14 protein-coding genes are annotated in these 19,522 nt (G+C 38.4%); all 14 read left to right on the top strand.

The features are described from left to right. Window positions 1–5 precede the first annotated feature (5 nt). The 14 genes from KBP46_RS04050 to KBP46_RS03985 all read left to right on the top strand — a co-directional run bounded on the left by KBP46_RS04050 (window position 6) and on the right by KBP46_RS03985 (window position 19,521). Complete coding sequence (locus KBP46_RS04050) at window positions 6–1,196, top strand: DUF3570 domain-containing protein (protein ID WP_216444702.1); 1,191 nt, start codon at window positions 6–8, stop codon at window positions 1,194–1,196. 571 nt (window positions 1,197–1,767) lie between these two features. After that, the gene (locus tag KBP46_RS04045; RefSeq protein WP_216444701.1) at window positions 1,768–2,355 is read left to right on the top strand and encodes a Crp/Fnr family transcriptional regulator; all 588 of its coding nucleotides are present in this window, start codon (window positions 1,768–1,770) and stop codon (window positions 2,353–2,355) included. Between the two features lie 53 nt (window positions 2,356–2,408). After that, a complete protein-coding gene (locus KBP46_RS04040) occupies window positions 2,409–3,092 on the top strand; it encodes an MBL fold metallo-hydrolase (protein WP_062669899.1) in 684 nt (227 codons plus the stop codon). Window positions 3,093–3,379: 287 nt separating this feature from the next. After that, window positions 3,380–4,699 carry an aspartate kinase gene (locus tag KBP46_RS04035; protein ID WP_062669897.1) on the top strand — a complete coding sequence of 440 codons (1,320 nt, stop codon included), beginning with the start codon at window positions 3,380–3,382 and terminating at the stop codon, window positions 4,697–4,699. Window positions 4,700–5,620: 921 nt separating this feature from the next. Beyond that, on the top strand, window positions 5,621–6,346 hold the full coding sequence (locus tag KBP46_RS04030; RefSeq protein WP_062669895.1) for an NUDIX domain-containing protein: 726 nt from the start codon (window positions 5,621–5,623) through the stop codon (window positions 6,344–6,346). A 15-nt stretch (window positions 6,347–6,361) separates the two neighbouring features. Further along, window positions 6,362–7,846 (top strand): xylulokinase, encoded by a 1,485-nt coding sequence (locus tag KBP46_RS04025; protein ID WP_110009769.1) that lies wholly within the window; start codon window positions 6,362–6,364, stop codon window positions 7,844–7,846. 106 nt (window positions 7,847–7,952) lie between these two features. Then, window positions 7,953–9,281: a xylose isomerase gene (xylA, locus tag KBP46_RS04020; protein ID WP_216444700.1), complete on the top strand. Its 1,329-nt coding sequence runs from the start codon at window positions 7,953–7,955 to the stop codon at window positions 9,279–9,281. A gap of 93 nt (window positions 9,282–9,374) precedes the next feature. Next, the gene (locus KBP46_RS04015; protein ID WP_062669889.1) at window positions 9,375–12,269 is read left to right on the top strand and encodes a SusC/RagA family TonB-linked outer membrane protein; all 2,895 of its coding nucleotides are present in this window, start codon (window positions 9,375–9,377) and stop codon (window positions 12,267–12,269) included. Between the two features lie 12 nt (window positions 12,270–12,281). Next, window positions 12,282–14,240, top strand: coding sequence for a RagB/SusD family nutrient uptake outer membrane protein (locus KBP46_RS04010; RefSeq protein ID WP_216444699.1), 1,959 nt, complete (start codon window positions 12,282–12,284; stop codon window positions 14,238–14,240). Window positions 14,241–14,319: 79 nt separating this feature from the next. Then, window positions 14,320–15,495 (top strand): mannonate dehydratase, encoded by a 1,176-nt coding sequence (uxuA, locus tag KBP46_RS04005; RefSeq protein ID WP_216444698.1) that lies wholly within the window; start codon window positions 14,320–14,322, stop codon window positions 15,493–15,495. Window positions 15,496–15,527: 32 nt separating this feature from the next. After that, on the top strand, window positions 15,528–16,343 hold the full coding sequence (locus tag KBP46_RS04000) for an SDR family oxidoreductase (RefSeq protein WP_216444697.1): 816 nt from the start codon (window positions 15,528–15,530) through the stop codon (window positions 16,341–16,343). Between the two features lie 128 nt (window positions 16,344–16,471). After that, window positions 16,472–17,890 (top strand): glucuronate isomerase, encoded by a 1,419-nt coding sequence (gene uxaC / locus KBP46_RS03995; RefSeq protein WP_216444696.1) that lies wholly within the window; start codon window positions 16,472–16,474, stop codon window positions 17,888–17,890. Continuing rightward, complete coding sequence (locus tag KBP46_RS03990) at window positions 17,880–18,893, top strand: sugar kinase (RefSeq protein WP_228432294.1); 1,014 nt, start codon at window positions 17,880–17,882, stop codon at window positions 18,891–18,893. The genes uxaC and KBP46_RS03990 overlap by 11 nt, the downstream gene beginning before the upstream one ends. Before the next feature lie 16 nt (window positions 18,894–18,909). After that, a complete protein-coding gene (locus KBP46_RS03985) occupies window positions 18,910–19,521 on the top strand; it encodes a bifunctional 4-hydroxy-2-oxoglutarate aldolase/2-dehydro-3-deoxy-phosphogluconate aldolase (protein ID WP_216445448.1) in 612 nt (203 codons plus the stop codon). Window position 19,522 lies beyond the last annotated feature (1 nt).

Here is a 19,522-nt window from a genome sequence, read left to right as displayed (position 1 = left end):
CAAGAATGAAAAAAATAATCGTAAGTGTTATTGCTCTTTTCGGAATTTTCAATGCAAAAGCACAGGAAAATACAAACAATGAGCAGCCTAAAAAGCTGACTTTTGATGAAGTTAATTTAGTTTCAAGCTATTATAAACAAAACGGGAATAACTCTGCTGTTACGGGAGGAATTGGTACAGAAAAACTGACCGATATTTCCAATACCATCGATGTAACCATGGTAAAATATGACAAGAAGGACAGAAAAAATAAATTCGATCTCAGTGTCGGGATCGATCATTATACTTCTGCTTCGTCGGATATGATAGATTTGAAAGCCAATTCATCCGCTTCCCACGCAGACAACAGAATTTATCCTGCATTGAGTTGGAGCCGTGAAAATACGGATAAAGGAACCACTTTAATGGCTGGTATTTCTACTTCCTTCGAGTTTGATTACACATCGTACGGAGCAAACATTGGGTTTTCACAAAAGACAAAGAACAGAATGGGAGAGTTTACGGCGAAATTCCAGGCTTATCTGGATCAGGTAAAACTGATTGCGCCGATTGAACTGAGAACCAATGGAAGTACAGGAGGAGAACATGATAACTATGGGACAAGCGGAAGAAATACTTATGCTTTGTCACTATCATATTCACAAATTATCAATCAGAACTTTCAGGTTGAATTGTTGGCGGATGGTGTTCAGCAGACAGGATATTTAAGTTTACCTTTCCATAGGGTTTATTTCAATGATAATTCCGTCCATCAGGAAACTTTGCCGGATAGACGGTTTAAAATTCCTTTGGGAGTAAGAGCAAATTATTTCCTCGGCGACAAAGTCATTTTGAGAACTTATTATCGTTATTACACTGATGATTGGGGCTTGAAATCAAATACATTCAGTTTAGAAACGCCTGTGAAAATTTCACCTTTTGTTTCGGTAACTCCATTTTACAGGTATTATTCTCAGACTGCAGCCAAATATTTTGCACCATATCAGCAACACACGGCTTTTGATGACTTTTATACCAGTAATTATGATATGTCAAAATTCAGCAGTAATTTTTACGGAGCGGGAATAAGAATCAGTCCGAAGAATGGTTTATTTGGTGTTGAAAGGCTGAATATGTTAGAAATCAGATACGGACATTATACAAAATCCGTAGGAATGAAATCTGATATCATCTCTCTGAATTTGAGATTTAAGTAAAATTTTTTTTTAGTTAGAATTTTGAAGATTAACATTCAATTAAGATGTATTTATTAAAAAAACTGCGCCAGCTGTCTTTAGTTGGCGCAATTTGGTTTTTTGTGACCAAAACGAGTACTCAAACACTTTAATGCAGAAACAAGAAATAGGTTCAGACTCACTTCGATAGTTTAAGTATTAGTCCTCAATTAATTACTGAACTTACCATTACCGTTATAATGATATTTTAACATTAGGATGCACGTCTATGGTCTGTTTTTTTTAATTAAAAGAAGTGTATCTTTATAAAATAAACTGAGATTTCTGTACGATTGGAACGAGAGGAGAGAAAAATCTCAAAAAAATCATAGATATCAGCAATGGAAATGCACATGACATCTAATGGTGAGTTCAATTACCGGATTAGTATTTTTATGAGTCAACACTTTAGCTTTCATTTATTTTCCATGACTACTAAATTTCAGGAAAATATAAAAGCCAATTTTAATAATACCGGACATAATACTTGCCCAATGGATTGGACATGTAATTCATAGAATTTTAATAACAATAGTAAATATAAATAATAGAAATGAGTAATGTATTGGAAAATTACTTATCATCAACAGGACAATTATCAACTGAGGAAATCAACTTTTCTTTACAGTTTTTTAAACCGATTCGTTTAAAAAAAGGAGACTTTTTTATTCGTGAAGACGAATCATGCCGTTATATTGGATTTATTGTTTGTGGTGGAGTAAAAGCATATGCTCTTGATAAGGATGGTAAAGAAAATGTAACGTGTTTCAAATTTGAGAATGAGTTTGTTACCTCTTTTCAGGAGTTTGTACAACAGAAGAAATCAATAAGGAGCATCAGGGCTATAGAAGATAGTATAATTTATAGAATTAATTTCCCGGATTATCAACAGTTGCTTACCCACGTGACTGCTTGGAACGAAGTTATAAAATCAGTGATGGAACTTGAGTATAGCCAAAAAGAAAGCTATATGATTAATTATAATAATAGGTCGGCTTTGGATAAATATAGTTATATTCTCACTAACGAACCTATACTCGTAAAACGAGTTGCAACCCAGGATCTGGCATCTTACCTGGGCATCACCCAGAGATCGCTTACACGGGCGAAGGGACAAATACACAGACCCAATATATTATAGGACAAATGTCCTTATGTTATCTTAGGTAGCACTGTAGATTTGTACAAAAAAATATGCTACGTCAAATTGCTCCCGAAGTATTTCAGATTTCATTAATGCCACGAAATAGCATCAATTGCTATATTATTGAGGGTGTATTGGTAGATTCCGGAATACGGAGTTCATATCGCTCTGTAAAGAAAGCTGTCCAGAAAATTCCCGTTTATCAGCATATACTGACTCACGCTCATGCAGATCATCAGGGTTGTAGTGATCAGATTTGTGCTGAGTTTGAAATACCATTACTCTGTCATCCTAACGAAGTTTTTAGAACTGAAACAGGTATGGTAACCAACGACTATCCAACTCCACAGCATTGGATAGCAAAGCTACAGCAAAAGTACTGGGCAGGGCAGGGACATAAAGTAAAGCAGACAATTGTTGAAAATGATATCATTGGAGATTTTCGGGTAATAGAGACCCCTGGCCATTCTGCAGGTCATATTTCTTTATTCCGTGAGCGGGATGGAGTATTGATCATCGGAGATGTGGCCACAAATATGAATTTGCTTACCACAGCAGTTGGTTTGAGGCTCCCACCCAATATATTTACATCAGATCAAAGGCGAAATGTCCAATCGCTCAAGAAATTGGCAACACTTAACCCTGCTATCATCTGTTTTGGTCATGGCCCCGTAATGAGAAATACCGATCGGAAGTTTGAAAAATTTGTAGAGAATTGCAGCGTTTCTGGTTAAAAATAGAACATAATGAAATTGCTTGCGTTTTATTGTTCCTATCTGAAAACTCATGATAAGAATTTTAAATTTAACTCGTACTTTTTTTATAAAGATTAACAAAAAAGTGTATATTTGCCCAGCAAAAAAAGAAAATGATATTATCTAACTTAAAAAAAGGAAAGAAACAGTACTTACGTCCAACGTCGTGAGTCATTTTCCTATTGGTTAGAAATTAAATAAAAAAGGAGCTTGTCATCACGACAGGCTCCTTTTTTTATTGATAAAAATTAACAATTAATCTTATTATGAAAGTATTGAAATTTGGAGGGACGTCAGTAGGAAGTCCGGAACGTATCGAACAGTTATTACCAATAATCAGATCTCAGCAATCAGATAAACATTTGGTGGTTTTGTCAGCTGTTTCAGGTACAACAAATGATTTGGTGAAATTATCTGAGCTCTATGAAAACAAAGATATTGAAGCGGCCTACAAGCATATTGATGGCCTACAGCAGAAATATATAAAATTTGTAAATGAATTATTTAAAACTGAAAAAGGAATTTTGGAAGCTTTAGCTTTTATTGACAAGATTTTTGATCTTTTTTATCAGTTCAAACATAAAAATTTTTCTTCTACAGCAGAACGTATTATTCTTGCGCAAGGTGAGATTATTTCAACGACCCTTTTTCATTTATACTTAAAAGAAAAAGAAGTTTCTTCTGTATTATTATCAGCATTAGATTTTATGGTAATTGATGAAGACAAAGAACCTAATATTGATGAAATAAGAAAACAGGCAGCTGTTGAAATTGCAAAATATCCGGAAGATACTTTATTCATTACCCAAGGGTATATATGCAGAAATGCTCAGGGCGAAATTGATAATCTGCAAAGGGGAGGTTCTGATTATACCGCTTCCTTGCTGGGAGCAGCATTACAGACAGAAGAAATTCAAATCTGGACAGATATTGATGGTTTTCATAATAATGACCCGAGATATGTACAAAATACAAAATCTATAGCGAGACTTAGTTTTGATGAAGCAGCCGAACTTTCGTATTTTGGCGCTAAAATCCTTCATCCACAAAGTGTGTTTCCTGCCAGAAAATATAATGTTCCTGTAAGGTTATTAGATACCATGAATCCATCTGCCGTCGGAACATTGATTTCTGGAGAGGCTACCAATCAAAATCAAATTGTGGCAATAGCTGCTAAAGATGGAATCACGGCTATCCGTATTCAATCTTCACGTATGCTGATGGCCTATGGTTTTTTGAGAAAGGTTTTTGAAATTTTTGAACGATACAAAACACCTATAGATATGATTACAACTTCTGAAGTCGCTGTTTCCCTAACCATTGACCAAACGGAAAATCTTTCTGAAATTATAAGAGAACTAAACACCTTTTCAGCTGTTGAAATTGACAGTGAGCAATCTATTATATGTATTGTGGGGGATTTCAGGAAAAATAATCACGGATATGCAACTATTGTCTCTGAAGCAGTAAAACATATTCCAATAAGAATGATCTCCTACGGAGGAAGTGAAAATAATATTTCATTATTAGTTCCTTCAGCTTTTAAGGTAGAAGCTTTGAGATCATTGCATAACAGACTGTTTTAGAAAAATAGATAAGTACTGAAGAAAAATGATATAAAATTTGATTCAAGTTAATGATATCAAAATGTACCACAAAAATAGAGATTTCTTTAAACGGTGATGTATATGGCACAGGCATTGTTAATACTAAAAGAAGTTTTGAAGAGAAAACTTGTTTAACACCACATCACTCTACTTATAATTCATTTTGAACTTTAACCTCCCTATTGACACGGGAGGTTTTTTTATATTATAAGAATATCCAAGACTTCTAACCTTTTTATCTGCTATCATATGAAAGAAATTGCTTATATGGTTGGATAGAGACATTGCCATGTTTTCAGGATTACAAAAGATCTTTGGTTTATCTGATCCAGAAATGAGCTTGGAATTTATCCCTAAAACCCTGGAAAAACATTGAAGGAAGCTTTTCCTAAGAAAACTGGACAAGTTAAACATGTACAGTTTTTTTACCTTTATTCATGAAATTTTCAAATAAACACGTTGCTTATATACCACTTTTTCATGTTTGCATAATGATATTAAATTGTTGTTTAAGTTAATTGTTTCGTAATTATTTGTAGTTAGAGTGTAAAAAATGGTAATCCAAAATGAAGATTTACCTCTTTTTTAATAATGAAAAGTGTGCTTTTTACATTTTTTTTTCGTGCAAAATGAAAAAAAAATTAACTCTTCTTATCATAATATTTAATCGGAAAAAAATAATCTTTTTAAGAGTATTTTAAAATTGCAATTGATTGTGAATTCATATCTTATGAAATAAGTAAGTGTAAAAACAATGATAACCTTATCATATTTTTTATACAATTCATATCATAAAAATTCGATATGTAAATCATTGATAAGCAGTAGATAATAGCGGATTTATTTTTTTATTCAGATGAATTTTTATATTTGTAATGTTACCAAAATGTTAACGAACTAATGAATCAGAACTTTATCCATACCTATGTCTCTGTAGATTGTGTTGTATTTGGATTTGACCATGAAAACCGGTTGAATATATTACTAGTACAACGCCATGTTGATGATGTACCGTTGGAAAAACAGATCAAACTTCCAGGAAGCTTAATTTTCAGTGATGAAGATGTAGACGATGCTGCACAAAGAGTACTTCATGAACTTACAGGGATAAAAAAAATGGTTCTCAAGCAGTTTAAATGCTTTGCCGATCCTATGAGAGCAAGCAATGCGCATGATATCAAATGGATGGATCAGGAATATAAACATCATATAGACAGGATTATTACAGTTGCTTACCTTTCTCTTTGTAAAATAGATCACAAGATCAACAGTACAAAATATGAAACTGTAGACTGGTATCCTGTTGATGAGGTTCCTTTACTGCCTTTTGATCATAACAAGATTATCAATGAATCTTTAATGGAGATCAGAAAATGGATTGAATCTGACTTCTCCATTATTTTCGAACTGCTGCCAAAAAGATTCACCATAAGACAGCTCTATCAGCTCTATAGCGCTTTAAATGAAAAGAATATTGATATCAAAAATTTCCATAAAAAAATATCTTCATTCCCCTATATTGTTCCCTTGGATGAAATTCAAAAAGATGTATCACACCGTGCAGCAAGATATTACAGGTTTGATGCAAAGATTTACAAGAAAAACAATACAAAACTTATAAAATAATTCCTTTAAAAAATTATGTACTTACTAGGCTATGACATTGGCAGTTCTTCTGTGAAAGTGTGTCTCATTGAGGCGTCCAGCGGAAAAGTGATTGCTTCTGAATTTTCTCCCAAAAAAGAGATGAAAATCACTGCTATAAATCCCGGATGGGCAGAGCAAAATCCGGTAGACTGGTGGATCAATCTGAAGTTGGCACACGAAGCTGTCATGCATGAATCCGGAGTACATGCAGAAGATATTAAAGGAATCGGGATTACCTGGCAGATGCATGGGTTGATTCTTGTAGACAAAGATCAGAACCTTTTAAGACCATCCATTATCTGGTGCGACAGCCGTGCTGTACCTTATGGTGAAAAGGCTTTCAAAACCATAGGAGAAGAAAAATGTCTTTCACATCTGTTGAATTCACCGGGAAATTTTACCGCCTCAAAACTTGCATGGGTAAAAGAAAACGAACCTGAGATCTTTGAAAAGATAGATAAAATAATGCTTCCCGGAGACTATATTGCCATGAGACTTTCAGGGCAGATAGGAATGACCATTGAAGGTTTATCAGAAGGAATATTCTGGGATTTTAAGAATAACTGCATTTCAGAAGATATTATTAACCACTATGGAATTCCTGAAAGTTTCTTCCCGGAAATTGTACCTACATTTGGTATTCAGGCAACAGTTTCAAAGGCAGCATCAGAAGAATTAGGCTTAAAGGAAGGTACACCTATTTCTTACAGAGCAGGAGACCAGCCCAACAATGCGCTTTCCCTGAATGTCTTTAACCCTGGAGAAATTGCCTCTACAGCAGGAACTTCAGGAGTGGTTTATGGAGTGCTGGACCAGCTGGAATATGATAAATTATCAAGGGTTAATACATTTGCCCATGTCAATTACACACCGGAACAGATCAGGCTTGGGGTTTTACTGTGTATCAACGGAACCGGAATTTTAAATTCCTGGCTGAAGCACAATTTTGCAACTTCGCTTTCTTCGTATGGTGATATGAATGATATGGCTTCACTTTCACCCATCGGATCTAAAGGGTTAAGCATTATTCCTTTTGGAAACGGAGCTGAAAGAGTGCTGGAAAATAAGGATACAAGCTGTTCAATTCACGGAATAAACTTCAATATCCATTCAAAAGGCGATATTCTTCGGGCAGCACAGGAAGGTATTGTATTCTCTTACGAATATGGAATGGATATCATGAGAAATATAGGCATGGATATCCAGGTGATCCGTGCCGGAAATGCCAATATGTTTTTAAGTTCGATTTTTCGCCAGTCGCTATCCAGTGTCAGCAACGCGGTTATTGAACTTTATGATACCGATGGAGCGGTAGGAGCAGCAAGAGCTGCCGGAATGGGAATAGGATTTTATTCAGATTCCAGAGAAGCATTCTCTTCACTCGAAAAAATAGCGGTGATAGAGCCCGAACACGAAAAACAGGAACAATATTTAGAAGCCTATGCCAGATGGAAACATCATCTTAACGAAATAATCTAGGACCATTACACAGCATTTTTCATCCTCTTACTGACTTTTCAGAATCAGTGAGAAGGGAATTTCTACGCAAAAAATTAAAAACAGAAATAAAAATAATCAAATAAATATGAACACTTTAACAGGTACAAAAGAGTTTTTTACAGGTATTGAAAAAATTAAGTTTGAAGGGAAAGAAAGTAAGAACCCTTTGGCATTCCGCTATTATGATGCGGAAAAGATCGTGATGGGAAAACCAATGAAAGACTGGACAAGATTTGCGATGGCATGGTGGCATACCTTATGTGCCAACGGAAGTGATCCTTTCGGAGGTCCTACCATTCACCACCCATGGGATATCGGAAACGATCCGGTAACCAGAGCAATGCACAAAATGGATGCAGGTTTCGAATTCATGTCTAAAATGGGATTCAATTATTACTGCTTCCATGATATCGATCTTGTAGACCCTGCCAGCAACTGGAAGGACTACGAGAAAAATATGCAGACTATCGTGGAATACGCCAAACAAAAGCAGCAGGAAACAGGAATTAAGCTTTTATGGGGGACAGCCAATGTTTTCACTCATGAAAGATACATGAACGGTGCTTCTACCAATCCAAATTTTGATGTAGTAGCCTGTGCAGGAACTCAGGTGAAAAACTCAATAGATGCAACGATAGCGCTTGGTGGTGAAAATTATGTCTTCTGGGGTGGAAGAGAAGGATATATGAGCCTTTTGAACACAGACATGAAGCGTGAAAAAGATCACCTTGCGCGTTTCCTTTCCATGTCAAGAGACTATGCCCGCCAGCAGGGCTTTAAAGGAACTTTCCTGATTGAGCCAAAACCGATGGAGCCTACCAAACATCAGTACGATTATGATTCTGAAACCGTAATCGGATTCCTTAGACATTATGGATTAGATAAGGATTTTAAACTGAATATCGAAGTGAATCACGCTACATTGGCAGGCCATACATTCGAACATGAGCTTCAGGCTGCTGTTGATGCAGGACTTTTAGGAAGTATTGATGCCAACAGAGGAGATTATCAGAACGGATGGGATACAGACCAATTCCCGATCGATTATTATGATATGGTTCAGGCATGGCTTGTTCTTCTTCCGGCAGGAGGTCTGGGAACCGGAGGGGTGAATTTTGATGCCAAAATCAGAAGAAATTCTATTGATGCTGAAGATCTGTTCATTTCCCACATCTCAGGAATGGATGTATTCGCAAAAGGTCTTCTTGCTGCAGCTGATATCCTTGAAAATTCAGATTACAAAAAGCTGAGAACAGACCGCTACGCTTCTTTTGATAAAGGAAACGGAAAAGCATTCGAGGAAGGTACTCTTACGTTGGAAGATCTGCAGAGAATAGCTCACGAAATCGGCGAACCACAGCCAAAAAGCGGAAAACAGGAATTGTTTGAAGCCATCGTGAATATGTATATATAATTAAAAATAAAAGGCTTATAAACACTAAGGATTTTTATACACAATAATTATTAAAGAGCCTTTTATTCAACAACTAATATTAAAATAATAATTATGAACCGATTTTATTTCAATAAAAGCAATAGAGCAGCACTGTTTTTTGCAATGACTCTGTTGCCTTGCGGCATAGCATATTCACAGGTTAAGAAAGATACAGTAGCTAAAGAAAATAAAATAGATGAAGTTGTTGTGATAGGATATGGAACCCAGAGAAAAGAAGCTGTGACAGGTTCTGTAGCCACTGTAAAAGGAGATGCCTTGCGTGAAGTACCTTCTGCCAACATTACCCAGGCATTACAGGGAAGGACAGCTGGGGTAGATATCTCGCAAACATCTACAAAACCGGGTGCTGCCATGCAGATTCGTATCAGGGGAACACGATCTCTTACAGGAGATAATAACCCGCTGATTGTATTGGATGGTATTCCTTTCGTAGGATCACTGGGAGATATAAGCTCTAGTGACATCAAAAGTATTGATATTCTCAAAGATGCTTCTGCTACAGCCATTTATGGATCAAGAGGAGCAAACGGTGTTATCCTTGTTACCACCAACAGAGGGGCAAAAGGACAGAGACCTAAATTCAGTTATAACACCTTTACAGGAGTTCAGACCTTATTTTCAAAATATCCGATGATGGATGGCCCTAAATTTGCGCAGTTGCGTGCTTATGCCATTCCAGCAGGAAATACAACACCTTTGTATTCCAACGGGGCGGATGAAAATAGCAGTGTTAATACAGACTGGCAAAGTTTGTATTATAAACCTGCCATGATGACCAGTCATGATATTGGCGTATCTGGAGGAACAGAAGGTGGAAATTATAATGTAGGCTTGTCATACTTCAAGCAAAACGCATTAATCCCTATTCAAAGTTATGAAAGATTTGCTCTTCGTATGGCGATTGATCAGCAGGTGGGATCTATCTTTAAGTTCGGTTTCACTACCAATACAAACTATTCCGTTTCTGAAGGAAATGGGGTAAACCCGGGAGCTGTTTTAGGATATTCTCCTATTGCTAATCCTTACAATGCGGACGGAACTCCGAAAAGAGTAATGAGTACAGCTGGCGGTATCGATCAGACATGGATTTATACAAGAGGAAGCCTGGGGAATCTGGGAGATAAATATATCGATGAGACCAAGGCCTTCGCATCCTATAACAATCTTTACGGGGAAGCCAGCCTTCCGATCAAAGGATTAAAGTACAGATTAAATGTAGGGTTGGATTACCGTACTTCAAACAGCGGAAATTACTCCGGTGTAGGAGTCTTTAATACGAATCCTCTAGGTCCTTCCGCAGCCGGAAGAGGGAATAACCAGACCTACCACTGGGTGTTGGAAAACCTTTTAACGTATGACCGTACATTTGGTAAGCATAAAGTAAATGCTGTAGCACTTTATTCAGCAGAACAGAATAAGTATACAAGCTCATACATGAGTGCAAAGAATGTTCCGGCAGACTTTTTCCAGTATTATAACTTAGGACAGTCGCCTCAGGCTGATATTACCGTAAGACCTGAAGACCAGGTGTACTGGAAAACAGGCCTGCTTTCAGCGATGGGAAGAATCATGTATACGTATGATAACAGGTATATGCTTACGGCGACACTTCGTGCTGACGGATCTTCAAGGCTTGCTCCGGGAAACAAGTGGCACACCTATCCCGCATTATCACTAGGGTGGAATGTTACCAATGAATCTTTCATGCAGAATATCAAAGTGATTAATCTCCTTAAATTCAGAGCCGGATGGGGACAGACTTCCAATCAGGCAGTAGATCCATATTCTACGATGGGAAGATTTAACGTTGCTCCTTATAATTACGGAAGTGCAGGAAGTACAGGAATCTATGGAAATCAGCCGCCTAACCCAAGCCTGGGATGGGAATATTCAAAAACACAAAACTACGGAGTAGATTTCGGGATCTTGAACAACCGCCTTACGGGGAGTGTGGAGTATTACAAAACCCATACCTATGACCTGTTAACACAGAAAAGCCTTCCGGCATCAAGCGGATGGTCTTCCATTGTTTCCAATGTAGCAGAAACAGAAAATAAAGGAGTTGAAGTTTCTTTAAACGGGGTTATTTTCGATAATCCGGATGGATTTACCTGGGAAGCAGGAGTTAATTTCTATACTAATAAAAACAAAATTTTATCGCTTGCATCAGGAACAGAACGTGACATCAATAACTCATGGTTTGTAGGGCATAATATCAATTCATTATACGATTATCAGTACATCGGTCTTTGGCAGGCAGGCGATCCTTACCAGAATATTCTGGAACCGGGTACTGCTGCAGATGTTGTAGGATCTATCAAAGTTCTTTACACCGGAGGTTATAATGCTGACGGAACACCGGTAAGAGCAATTGGACCGGATGACAGACAGATTTTTGATACGGCTCCGAAATTCCAGGGAGGATTTAATATGCGCTTTGCTTACAAAAATTTTGAACTGAGCACAGTCGGAGCTTTCCAGCATGGGGGAATTTTGGTAAGTACCATTTATGGATCTGCAAGTTATCTTAACCGATTAACGGGAAGAGGGAATAACGTAGATGTAGACTACTGGACAGAAGACAATACAGGAGCTTATTTTCCACGTCCGGGGCGCCATCTGAGTGGTGATAATCCGAAGTATTCTTCTACTTTAGCTATGTTTGATGCTTCTTATCTTAAGCTTCGTACCATTACCTTAGGATATAATGTTAACAAAGATTTTTTAAAGGACCTGAAAATTACCAGCTTAAGAATTTACTTCACCGTAACCAATCCTGTTGTACTATTCTCACCGTATCATAAGTTCTCAGGGATGGATCCGGAACCGAACTCTTTCGGAAATGAAAATCAGGCGGTAAGCGGATATCAGAGCCGCCAGCTTGTTATAGGAACCAATAACCCTTCCACAAGAAATTACTTAATGGGACTTAACTTAACCTTTTAAAACTGTATTGTCATGATAAATTTTAATAAAAAACTGTTATTAGGAGCAATCTTTTTATCCTTAACATTTACAGGTTGTAATGAAATTCTTGATGAACAGCCAAGATCAATATATACCGCTGATTATTTTAATACACCGGATGGTGTTAATCAGGGATTTACGGCTTTATACAGGCAGATGAGATTACTGTACGGCAATGGCTACTTTATGAGCAATTGTCAGAACGGAACTGACGAATCTACCTGGGCACAGAGTGCGGACGGTAACTTTAAGGAATTAGATATGTCCGGAAACGGGATTATCAATTCCAATACCTTTCCTACAAGTATGGTCTGGAACTCTGTATTCCCGTATATCAATACTGCCAACGGAATTATTGAAAAAGGACCAGGATTCGGAATCGCAGAATCTATGATCTCTGAAGCCCGTTTCTTCCGCGGTTTTTACTATTTCATGCTTGTACAAACGTATGGAGGAGTTCCACTGGATTTAGGAACAGGAGAACTGAAATATAACACTTTACCTTCCACCTCTTCCGTAAGAAATACCGTACCGGAAGTATACACAAAAACTGTTTTTGCTGACCTTAAAAAAGCAATAGAAAATCTGCCGGCATCACCAAGGGTAACCGGAGGTGTCACTAAAAATGTAGCAAGACTAATGCTTGCCAAAGCCTATCTTACTTACGGATGGTGGCTGCAGAATCCAAACGGAATTCCAACGTATCCTGAAGCAGCAAGAACTGACCCGGACGGACACAATGCCCAATGGTATTTCCAGCAGGCTTATGATATTGCCTTGGAAGGAATCAACAATCCCGGTCCTTATGCGCTTCAGCCTACCTTCTATGATGTGAATGTAGGTTCAAATGACAGAAATACCGAATCGATGTTGTATGCAGATCATACTCAGTCGAGCACATACTATAACGAAAGTGATCCTGTAGGATTCGGATCAGGCTGGGCTCCGGACAATTTTGCAGCATGGATGCAGACCTGGAACTATACTGCCATCAAAAGTAGTAGAACAACAGCATGGTTAGGGGCAGACATTGTTAGCCCCGTACAGAGAGAAGCATCACAGCCTTTGGGACGTCCTTGGGTTCGTATGTGTCCTACCTTGGGAGTTATTAAAAATACTTTTGCAGATAAAACCAACGATTCCCGTTATGACGGAACTTTTGTAACCACTTACAGAGGAAACTGGAACAAGAATGGAACGGGATTAACTACAGTTCCCGTACTTTATAATGCCAATAATCTGCCTGTACAGCCAGGAGGTGCTATTTTAAGCTTCCTTAATGATGACAGCCAGACTCCTTCTTATCCTACGGGAGCAGGGCAAAGTGGTGTGGGAGCAGGAACTCTGTCAGGAAGAGCAGACTGGGTCATTGCACCGAACGGAATCAGCAGAATTGTATATCCTGGTCTTTGGAAAATAGGAACTTACCGTACCGATGATCCAAACGGCTTAGGATATCCGAATGCAGGATTAACACGTCCTTTCAGCGTTGCCAAATTCTCAGAATTCTATTTTATTGCCGCAGAAGCAGCTGTAAAAGGGGCTTCAGGAGCTATGACAGCCAGAGATCTTATCAACGTCATCCGTGCCCGTGCCGGAAAATGGAAGTTCAATAATGCACAGAATACCGCTTATGTAGCAGATAACAGTGCCGCAATGACTGCTGCTACGCCATCTGTAATTACCATTGATTATATCCTTGCAGAAAGATCCCGTGAATATTACGGAGAATTCTACAGATGGTATGATCTGGTACGTACACAGAAGTGGGGAGATTATGCGGCAAGTTATCAGATTGGAGGAGCTTCTTATGGAGATCATGCTCCGCAAACGGTTACTAGAACGATAAAACCATTTCATTATCTGAGACCGATTCCTCAGAACCAGATCGATGCCATGGAAGTATCGGCAGATATTAAAGCAAAATATCAGAATCCGGGATACAATTAATTTCATTCTACATTCATATCAGTAACAGAGTAGGTGTGAAAAGCACCTGCTTTGTTTATCTGAATTAAATTTTAAAACTATGGAAAAAACCTGGCGTTGGTTTGGCAAAAAAGACAAAATAGCACTCAGCACACTTCGTCAAATAGGAGTAGAAGGAATTGTTTCTGCCCTGCACGATATCCCAAACGGAGAAATCTGGAATTCAGAGGCCATCAATGATTATAAAAACTATATAGAAAGCCACGGACTTCGCTGGTCTGTTGTGGAAAGTCTTCCCGTAAGCGAAGCCATCAAATACGGAGGTGAAGACCGTGACTCTTTAATAGAAAATTATATCACAAGCCTTAAAAATCTGGGTAAAGCAGGAGTTAAAACAGTTTGCTACAACTTTATGCCTGTTCTCGACTGGGCAAGGACCGATCTTTTTCACGAATGGGAAGATGGTTCATCCTCACTTTATTTTGACAAAGCCAAGTTTGCGTACTTCGAAATTCATATCCTTAAAAGGGAAGGTGCAGAAAACGATTACAGTCCGGAAACCCTTCAAAAAGTAGAAGAATTAAAAAATACATTAACAGAAAAAGATAATCATGACCTGATAGACTCAGTCATTGTAAAAACACAGGGATTCGTGAATGGAAATATCAAAGAAGGTGAATTGAATCCTGTAGAAAAGTTCAAAAGTCTGCTGGCTTTGTACGATGGTATAGATAAGCATCAGCTTCGTCAGAACATGAAATATTTCCTTGAAAAAATAATGCCTGTCTGTGAAAAATGGAGTATCCAGATGTGTGTACATCCTGATGATCCGCCTTTTTCATTACTGGGATTACCAAGAATAGTGACCAATGAAGAAGATATTGACTGGCTGCTGCAGGCTGTTGATAACCCTCACAACGGAGTAACCTTCTGTGCCGGATCTCTCAGTGCCAACCTTCAGAATGATGTTCCAAAGCTTGCGCAAAAATTTGCTCACCGTACCAAATTCGTTCACCTGAGAAGTACAAATGTCTTTGAAAACGGCGATTTCATCGAGGCTCATCATCTGGGAGGAAGAGGAAAGCTCATTGAAGTGATCCGTGTATTCGAAAAAGAAAATCCTGATCTTCCTATGAGGATTGACCATGGTAGACTTTTATCGGAAGATATTGACAAAGGATATAATCCCGGTTACTCATTTTTAGGAAGAATGCTGGCATTGGGCCAGATAGAAGGAGTAATGGCTGCCGTTCAGTCAGAATTACAGAAAAATTAATCTGCGTTTGTAATAAAATAGTAAAAAGTAAAATGAAAGACCTGTTTAGTATTAAAAACAAAGTAGCAGTCATCACAGGGGCTTCGGGCGTTTTGGGAGGCAGCCTTGCCAAAAGTTTTATAGAGGCCGGAGCAAAAGTTGTCGCACTGGGAAGAAACCAGGAAACACTGGATGCCCGGGTAAAAGAACTGACAGATTTGGGCGGGGATGCACTTGCTGTAGAAGCCAATGTGATGGATATTGAAAGCCTTGAAGCCGCTTCCTTGAAAATAAAAGAAAAGTATGGCAGCATTGATATTCTGCTCAATATAGCAGGTGGAAACATTCCGTTAGCAACCTTATCACCCGAACAGTCATTTTTTGATATGGATATGAAAGGATGGGCTGAGGTTACCGATCTCAATATCAACGGGACAGTTTACCCCAGCTATGTTTTCGGAAAAGTAATGGCGGAGCAGGGAAGCGGAAACATTATTAATATTTCTTCCATGGCTGTGTATTCAGCAATTACAAGAGTAGCCGGATATTCTGCCGCCAAATCCGCAATCACCAATTTTACCCAATGGCTGGCCTCTGATCTGGCATTGAAATTCGGAGATAAAATACGCGTTAATGCTGTAGCACCAGGATTTTTCATTGGTGATCAGAACCGTGCTATTCTGTTGAATCCGGACGGAAGCTTAACCGAAAGAAGTAAAAAAGTAATGGCCAAAACACCCATGCAGAGATTTGGAGAAGTAGAAGAACTGAATGGGGTTGTACAGTTTCTGTGTTCAGATGCTGCAAGTTTCATCACAGGAGCACTGATTCCTGTTGACGGAGGTTTCAGCGCATTCAGCGGAGTATAAAAAGCTAATTTCTTCATATCATCAAACAGGACCTTAATGGTTTCATTAAGGGTTCTGTTTTTAAAATGCCGGCTTTCATGAAGTCAGAAATAAACGACAATTAAAATCCAGGATTGTAACAACAAATAATGAGTAATTCCACTAAAAATAAAGACGTTTTCGGAGAATTGTTTTTGCTTGAATCAGCAAAAGCAGAAAATCTGTATTTCGGTTATGCTAAAGATATGCCGGTTATTGATTATCACAATCATCTTGAGCCAGATGTTATTTCTGCCAATCAGAACTTCCGTTCTCCAACGGCTATCTGGCTGGATGGTGACCATTACAAATGGAGAGCCATGAGAAATTTTGGCATTGATGAACAGTTTATTTCAGGAAATGCTTTAGATCAGGAAAAATTCATGAAATGGGCCGAAGTGGTGCCTTATACCCTTCGCAATCCGCTGTTTCACTGGACGCATCTGGAACTCAAAAATACTTTTGGTATCAACAAATATTTATCACCCAATAATGCAGATACGGTGTATCATCAGATGAATGAAAGTCTGCAGACAGACGGCTTTTTACCACAATCCATCATTCAGAATTTTAAGGTAGAAGCGTTGTGCACTACAGATGATCCTGCAGATGATCTGGTTCATCATAAAGCTTTAAAAAGCAGCAGCTTCCAGACAGCTGTTCTTCCGGCTTTCCGCCCTGATGGTTATATTAATATGATTAATCCCGAACAGTATCTTTCAGGAATTAAAAAGCTTGAAAAGGTCTGTGGGTTTTCCATCGTGTCAGCTTCTGATCTGTTGAATGCACTTCAGTCCAGAATCAATTATTTTGTGGAAGCAGGGGCAAAAGTAGCCGATCACGGCTTTGAATATTTTCCGGATACCACAAAGTGGAATCAAAACCTTGAAAAAGAGTTTTCAGAATTCCTGAAAGGGAATATTTCAACATTTTCCGATCCGGATGCCTTATGTGGCTATATGCTGAAAGAGCTTTGCAAAATGTATGCAGAAAAAGGCTGGGTACAGCAGTTTCATGTAGGGGCAACCCGAAACAACAATTCAGAAATGTTCAGAAAAATGGGAGCCAATGCAGGATATGATGCCATTGGAGAACCATATTATGCACAGCGATTGAGCGTTTTGCTGGATGCATTGAATTCAGAAGAAAAACTGGCCAAAACCATTATATACAATCTGAATCCGGCATTTAATGAAGTTCTGGCATCCCTTGCCGGAAACTTCAATGAAGGAGGAATCAAATCCAAGGTACAGTTTGGAGCAGCCTGGTGGTTTCTTGATCAGCTCGACGGGATGACCAAACAGATGAACACACTTTCCAATATCGGTTTGATAAGCACTTTTGTCGGCATGTTGACCGATTCCCGAAGCCTGCTGTCATTCTCAAGACATGATTATTTCAGAAGGCTTTTGTGCAATCTGTTCGGAAGTGAAATGGAAAGAGGTCTTCTTCCCGATGATGAAAAATGGGTAGGAAAGATCATTCAGGATATCTGTTATCACAATACAAAAAATTATTTTGAAATCTAATACCATGCAGGACTCGACGAAAATACTATGTTTCGGGGAACTGCTTCTCCACTTTGCCCCGGATTCCGAAGGAAACTGGTTGAACGAGCAGTCTCTGAAAATGTATGTGGGCGGTGCCGAATACAATGTAGCGGCAGCACTTTCCCAGTGGAAGAATTCTGTGAAATTATTATCAGCTTTACCTGAGAATTTTGTTGGAAATCACTTAGAATTTCAGCTTAACAATAAAGGAATAGAAGTTCTTGCAGAAAAAACTCAAGGGAGAATAGGAACATTTTACCTTTCTTTTGATGGAGATATGCAGAACGCTTCAGTGGTTTACGACCGATTTCCGTCTGTTTTTACCCAGTCGGATTTTGAAACTTTCAGTGATGATGAACTATTTTCAGGAGTAAAATGGCTGCATATCAGTACCATCACACCGGCATTGAGTGACAACGCATTCCATAAATGTCTGCAAATCATGAAAGAAGCCAGAACAAGAAATATTACAGTTTCTCTGGACCTGAATTACAGAGCATTGCTTTGGCAAAACCAGAATCCTCACAAAATTAAAGAGCTGATGCCTTTTGTGAACGTTCTTATGGGAAATATCTGGTCTGTTGGGCAGTTCCTGGATATTCCGGTTAAATATGAGCTTAACGGAAAATTCGATGATGAAAATCTTCTGAAACAGGCTGGAAAAACAGCGTTGGAAATCCGGAAACAGTTCCCGGCTGTGGAAAAAATTGCAAATACTTTCCGCTTTACAAACGGAGAACAGGTAAATTACTTTGCCACCTTATTTGCTGATGAGAAACTTTTGATTTCAGAAAAATATAATTCAGATAAAATCGAGGAAAGGGTAGGAAGCGGTGATTCTTTCATGGCCGCCTTGATTCATGGAATTTTAAAAGGAAATTCTGATGAGCAGATCCTTGAGGATGCGACAAAAGTTGCTTTTAAAAAACTTTTTGTAAAGGGAGATACCATTGATGAAAGCATAAATATCGAGAAATTATGAGTGAAATACTACAAAAATAAAAGACCAGAAAATAGTTCCGTTATTCTATAACGAATCGTTTGAGGTCTCAAAAAATATCGTAAAAGCTTTATACGAAGCAGGAATCCGTGTGATAGAATATACCAACCGCGGTCATCAGGCATTGGAAAATTTCACTAAGCTGAAAGAAATTTCCCATACAGAATTTCCTGATCTTCTGTTAGGAATCGGGACGGTAAAAAACATACAGGAAATGGATGATTATGCTAACGCAAAAGCAGATTTCATCATTACACCGGTTATCAGTGAAGCATTGGTAAACCATGCTCTCGAAAAAAATCTCCTTCTGATTCCGGGCTGCTTTACCCCTTCTGATATCAATATCGCGCATCAGAATGGGTTAACACTGGTTAAAATATTTCCGGCTGATGCCTTAGGAAAGAACTACATCAAATCGGTACAGCCTGTTTTTCCGGGAATGAATTTTATGCCCACCGGAGGAATCCATGCTGAAACTGAAGATATCAGTGAATGGCTCAATGGAGGTGCCATAGCAGCAGGGCTGGGAAGCTCTCTCATCGGAAAAGATAATAATGAAGAAGAACTGACTCTGAAAACAAAAAAATTATTACAACAACTTAATCAATAAC

The organism is Chryseobacterium sp. PCH239 (genome assembly GCF_018924625.1).
In the GTDB taxonomy this organism is placed as follows: Bacteria; Bacteroidota; Bacteroidia; order Flavobacteriales; family Weeksellaceae; genus Chryseobacterium; species Chryseobacterium cucumeris.
Note: the sequence above shows the minus strand (reverse complement) of the source record. Positions and strands in the feature narration are given on the sequence as shown.

What these genes read in the sequence shown, in the direction of transcription:
- KBP46_RS04050 (WP_216444702.1), top strand. Translation starts at nt 6, where the DNA reads ATGAAAAAAATAATCGTAAGTGTTATTGCTCTTTTCGGAATTTTCAAT.
- KBP46_RS04045 (WP_216444701.1), top strand. Translation starts at nt 1,768, where the DNA reads ATGAGTAATGTATTGGAAAATTACTTATCATCAACAGGACAATTATCA.
- KBP46_RS04040 (WP_062669899.1), top strand. Translation starts at nt 2,409, where the DNA reads ATGCTACGTCAAATTGCTCCCGAAGTATTTCAGATTTCATTAATGCCA.
- KBP46_RS04035 (WP_062669897.1), top strand. Translation starts at nt 3,380, where the DNA reads ATGAAAGTATTGAAATTTGGAGGGACGTCAGTAGGAAGTCCGGAACGT.
- KBP46_RS04030 (WP_062669895.1), top strand. Translation starts at nt 5,621, where the DNA reads ATGAATCAGAACTTTATCCATACCTATGTCTCTGTAGATTGTGTTGTA.
- KBP46_RS04025 (WP_110009769.1), top strand. Translation starts at nt 6,362, where the DNA reads ATGTACTTACTAGGCTATGACATTGGCAGTTCTTCTGTGAAAGTGTGT.
- xylA (WP_216444700.1), top strand. Translation starts at nt 7,953, where the DNA reads ATGAACACTTTAACAGGTACAAAAGAGTTTTTTACAGGTATTGAAAAA.
- KBP46_RS04015 (WP_062669889.1), top strand. Translation starts at nt 9,375, where the DNA reads ATGAACCGATTTTATTTCAATAAAAGCAATAGAGCAGCACTGTTTTTT.
- KBP46_RS04010 (WP_216444699.1), top strand. Translation starts at nt 12,282, where the DNA reads ATGATAAATTTTAATAAAAAACTGTTATTAGGAGCAATCTTTTTATCC.
- uxuA (WP_216444698.1), top strand. Translation starts at nt 14,320, where the DNA reads ATGGAAAAAACCTGGCGTTGGTTTGGCAAAAAAGACAAAATAGCACTC.
- KBP46_RS04000 (WP_216444697.1), top strand. Translation starts at nt 15,528, where the DNA reads ATGAAAGACCTGTTTAGTATTAAAAACAAAGTAGCAGTCATCACAGGG.
- uxaC (WP_216444696.1), top strand. Translation starts at nt 16,472, where the DNA reads ATGAGTAATTCCACTAAAAATAAAGACGTTTTCGGAGAATTGTTTTTG.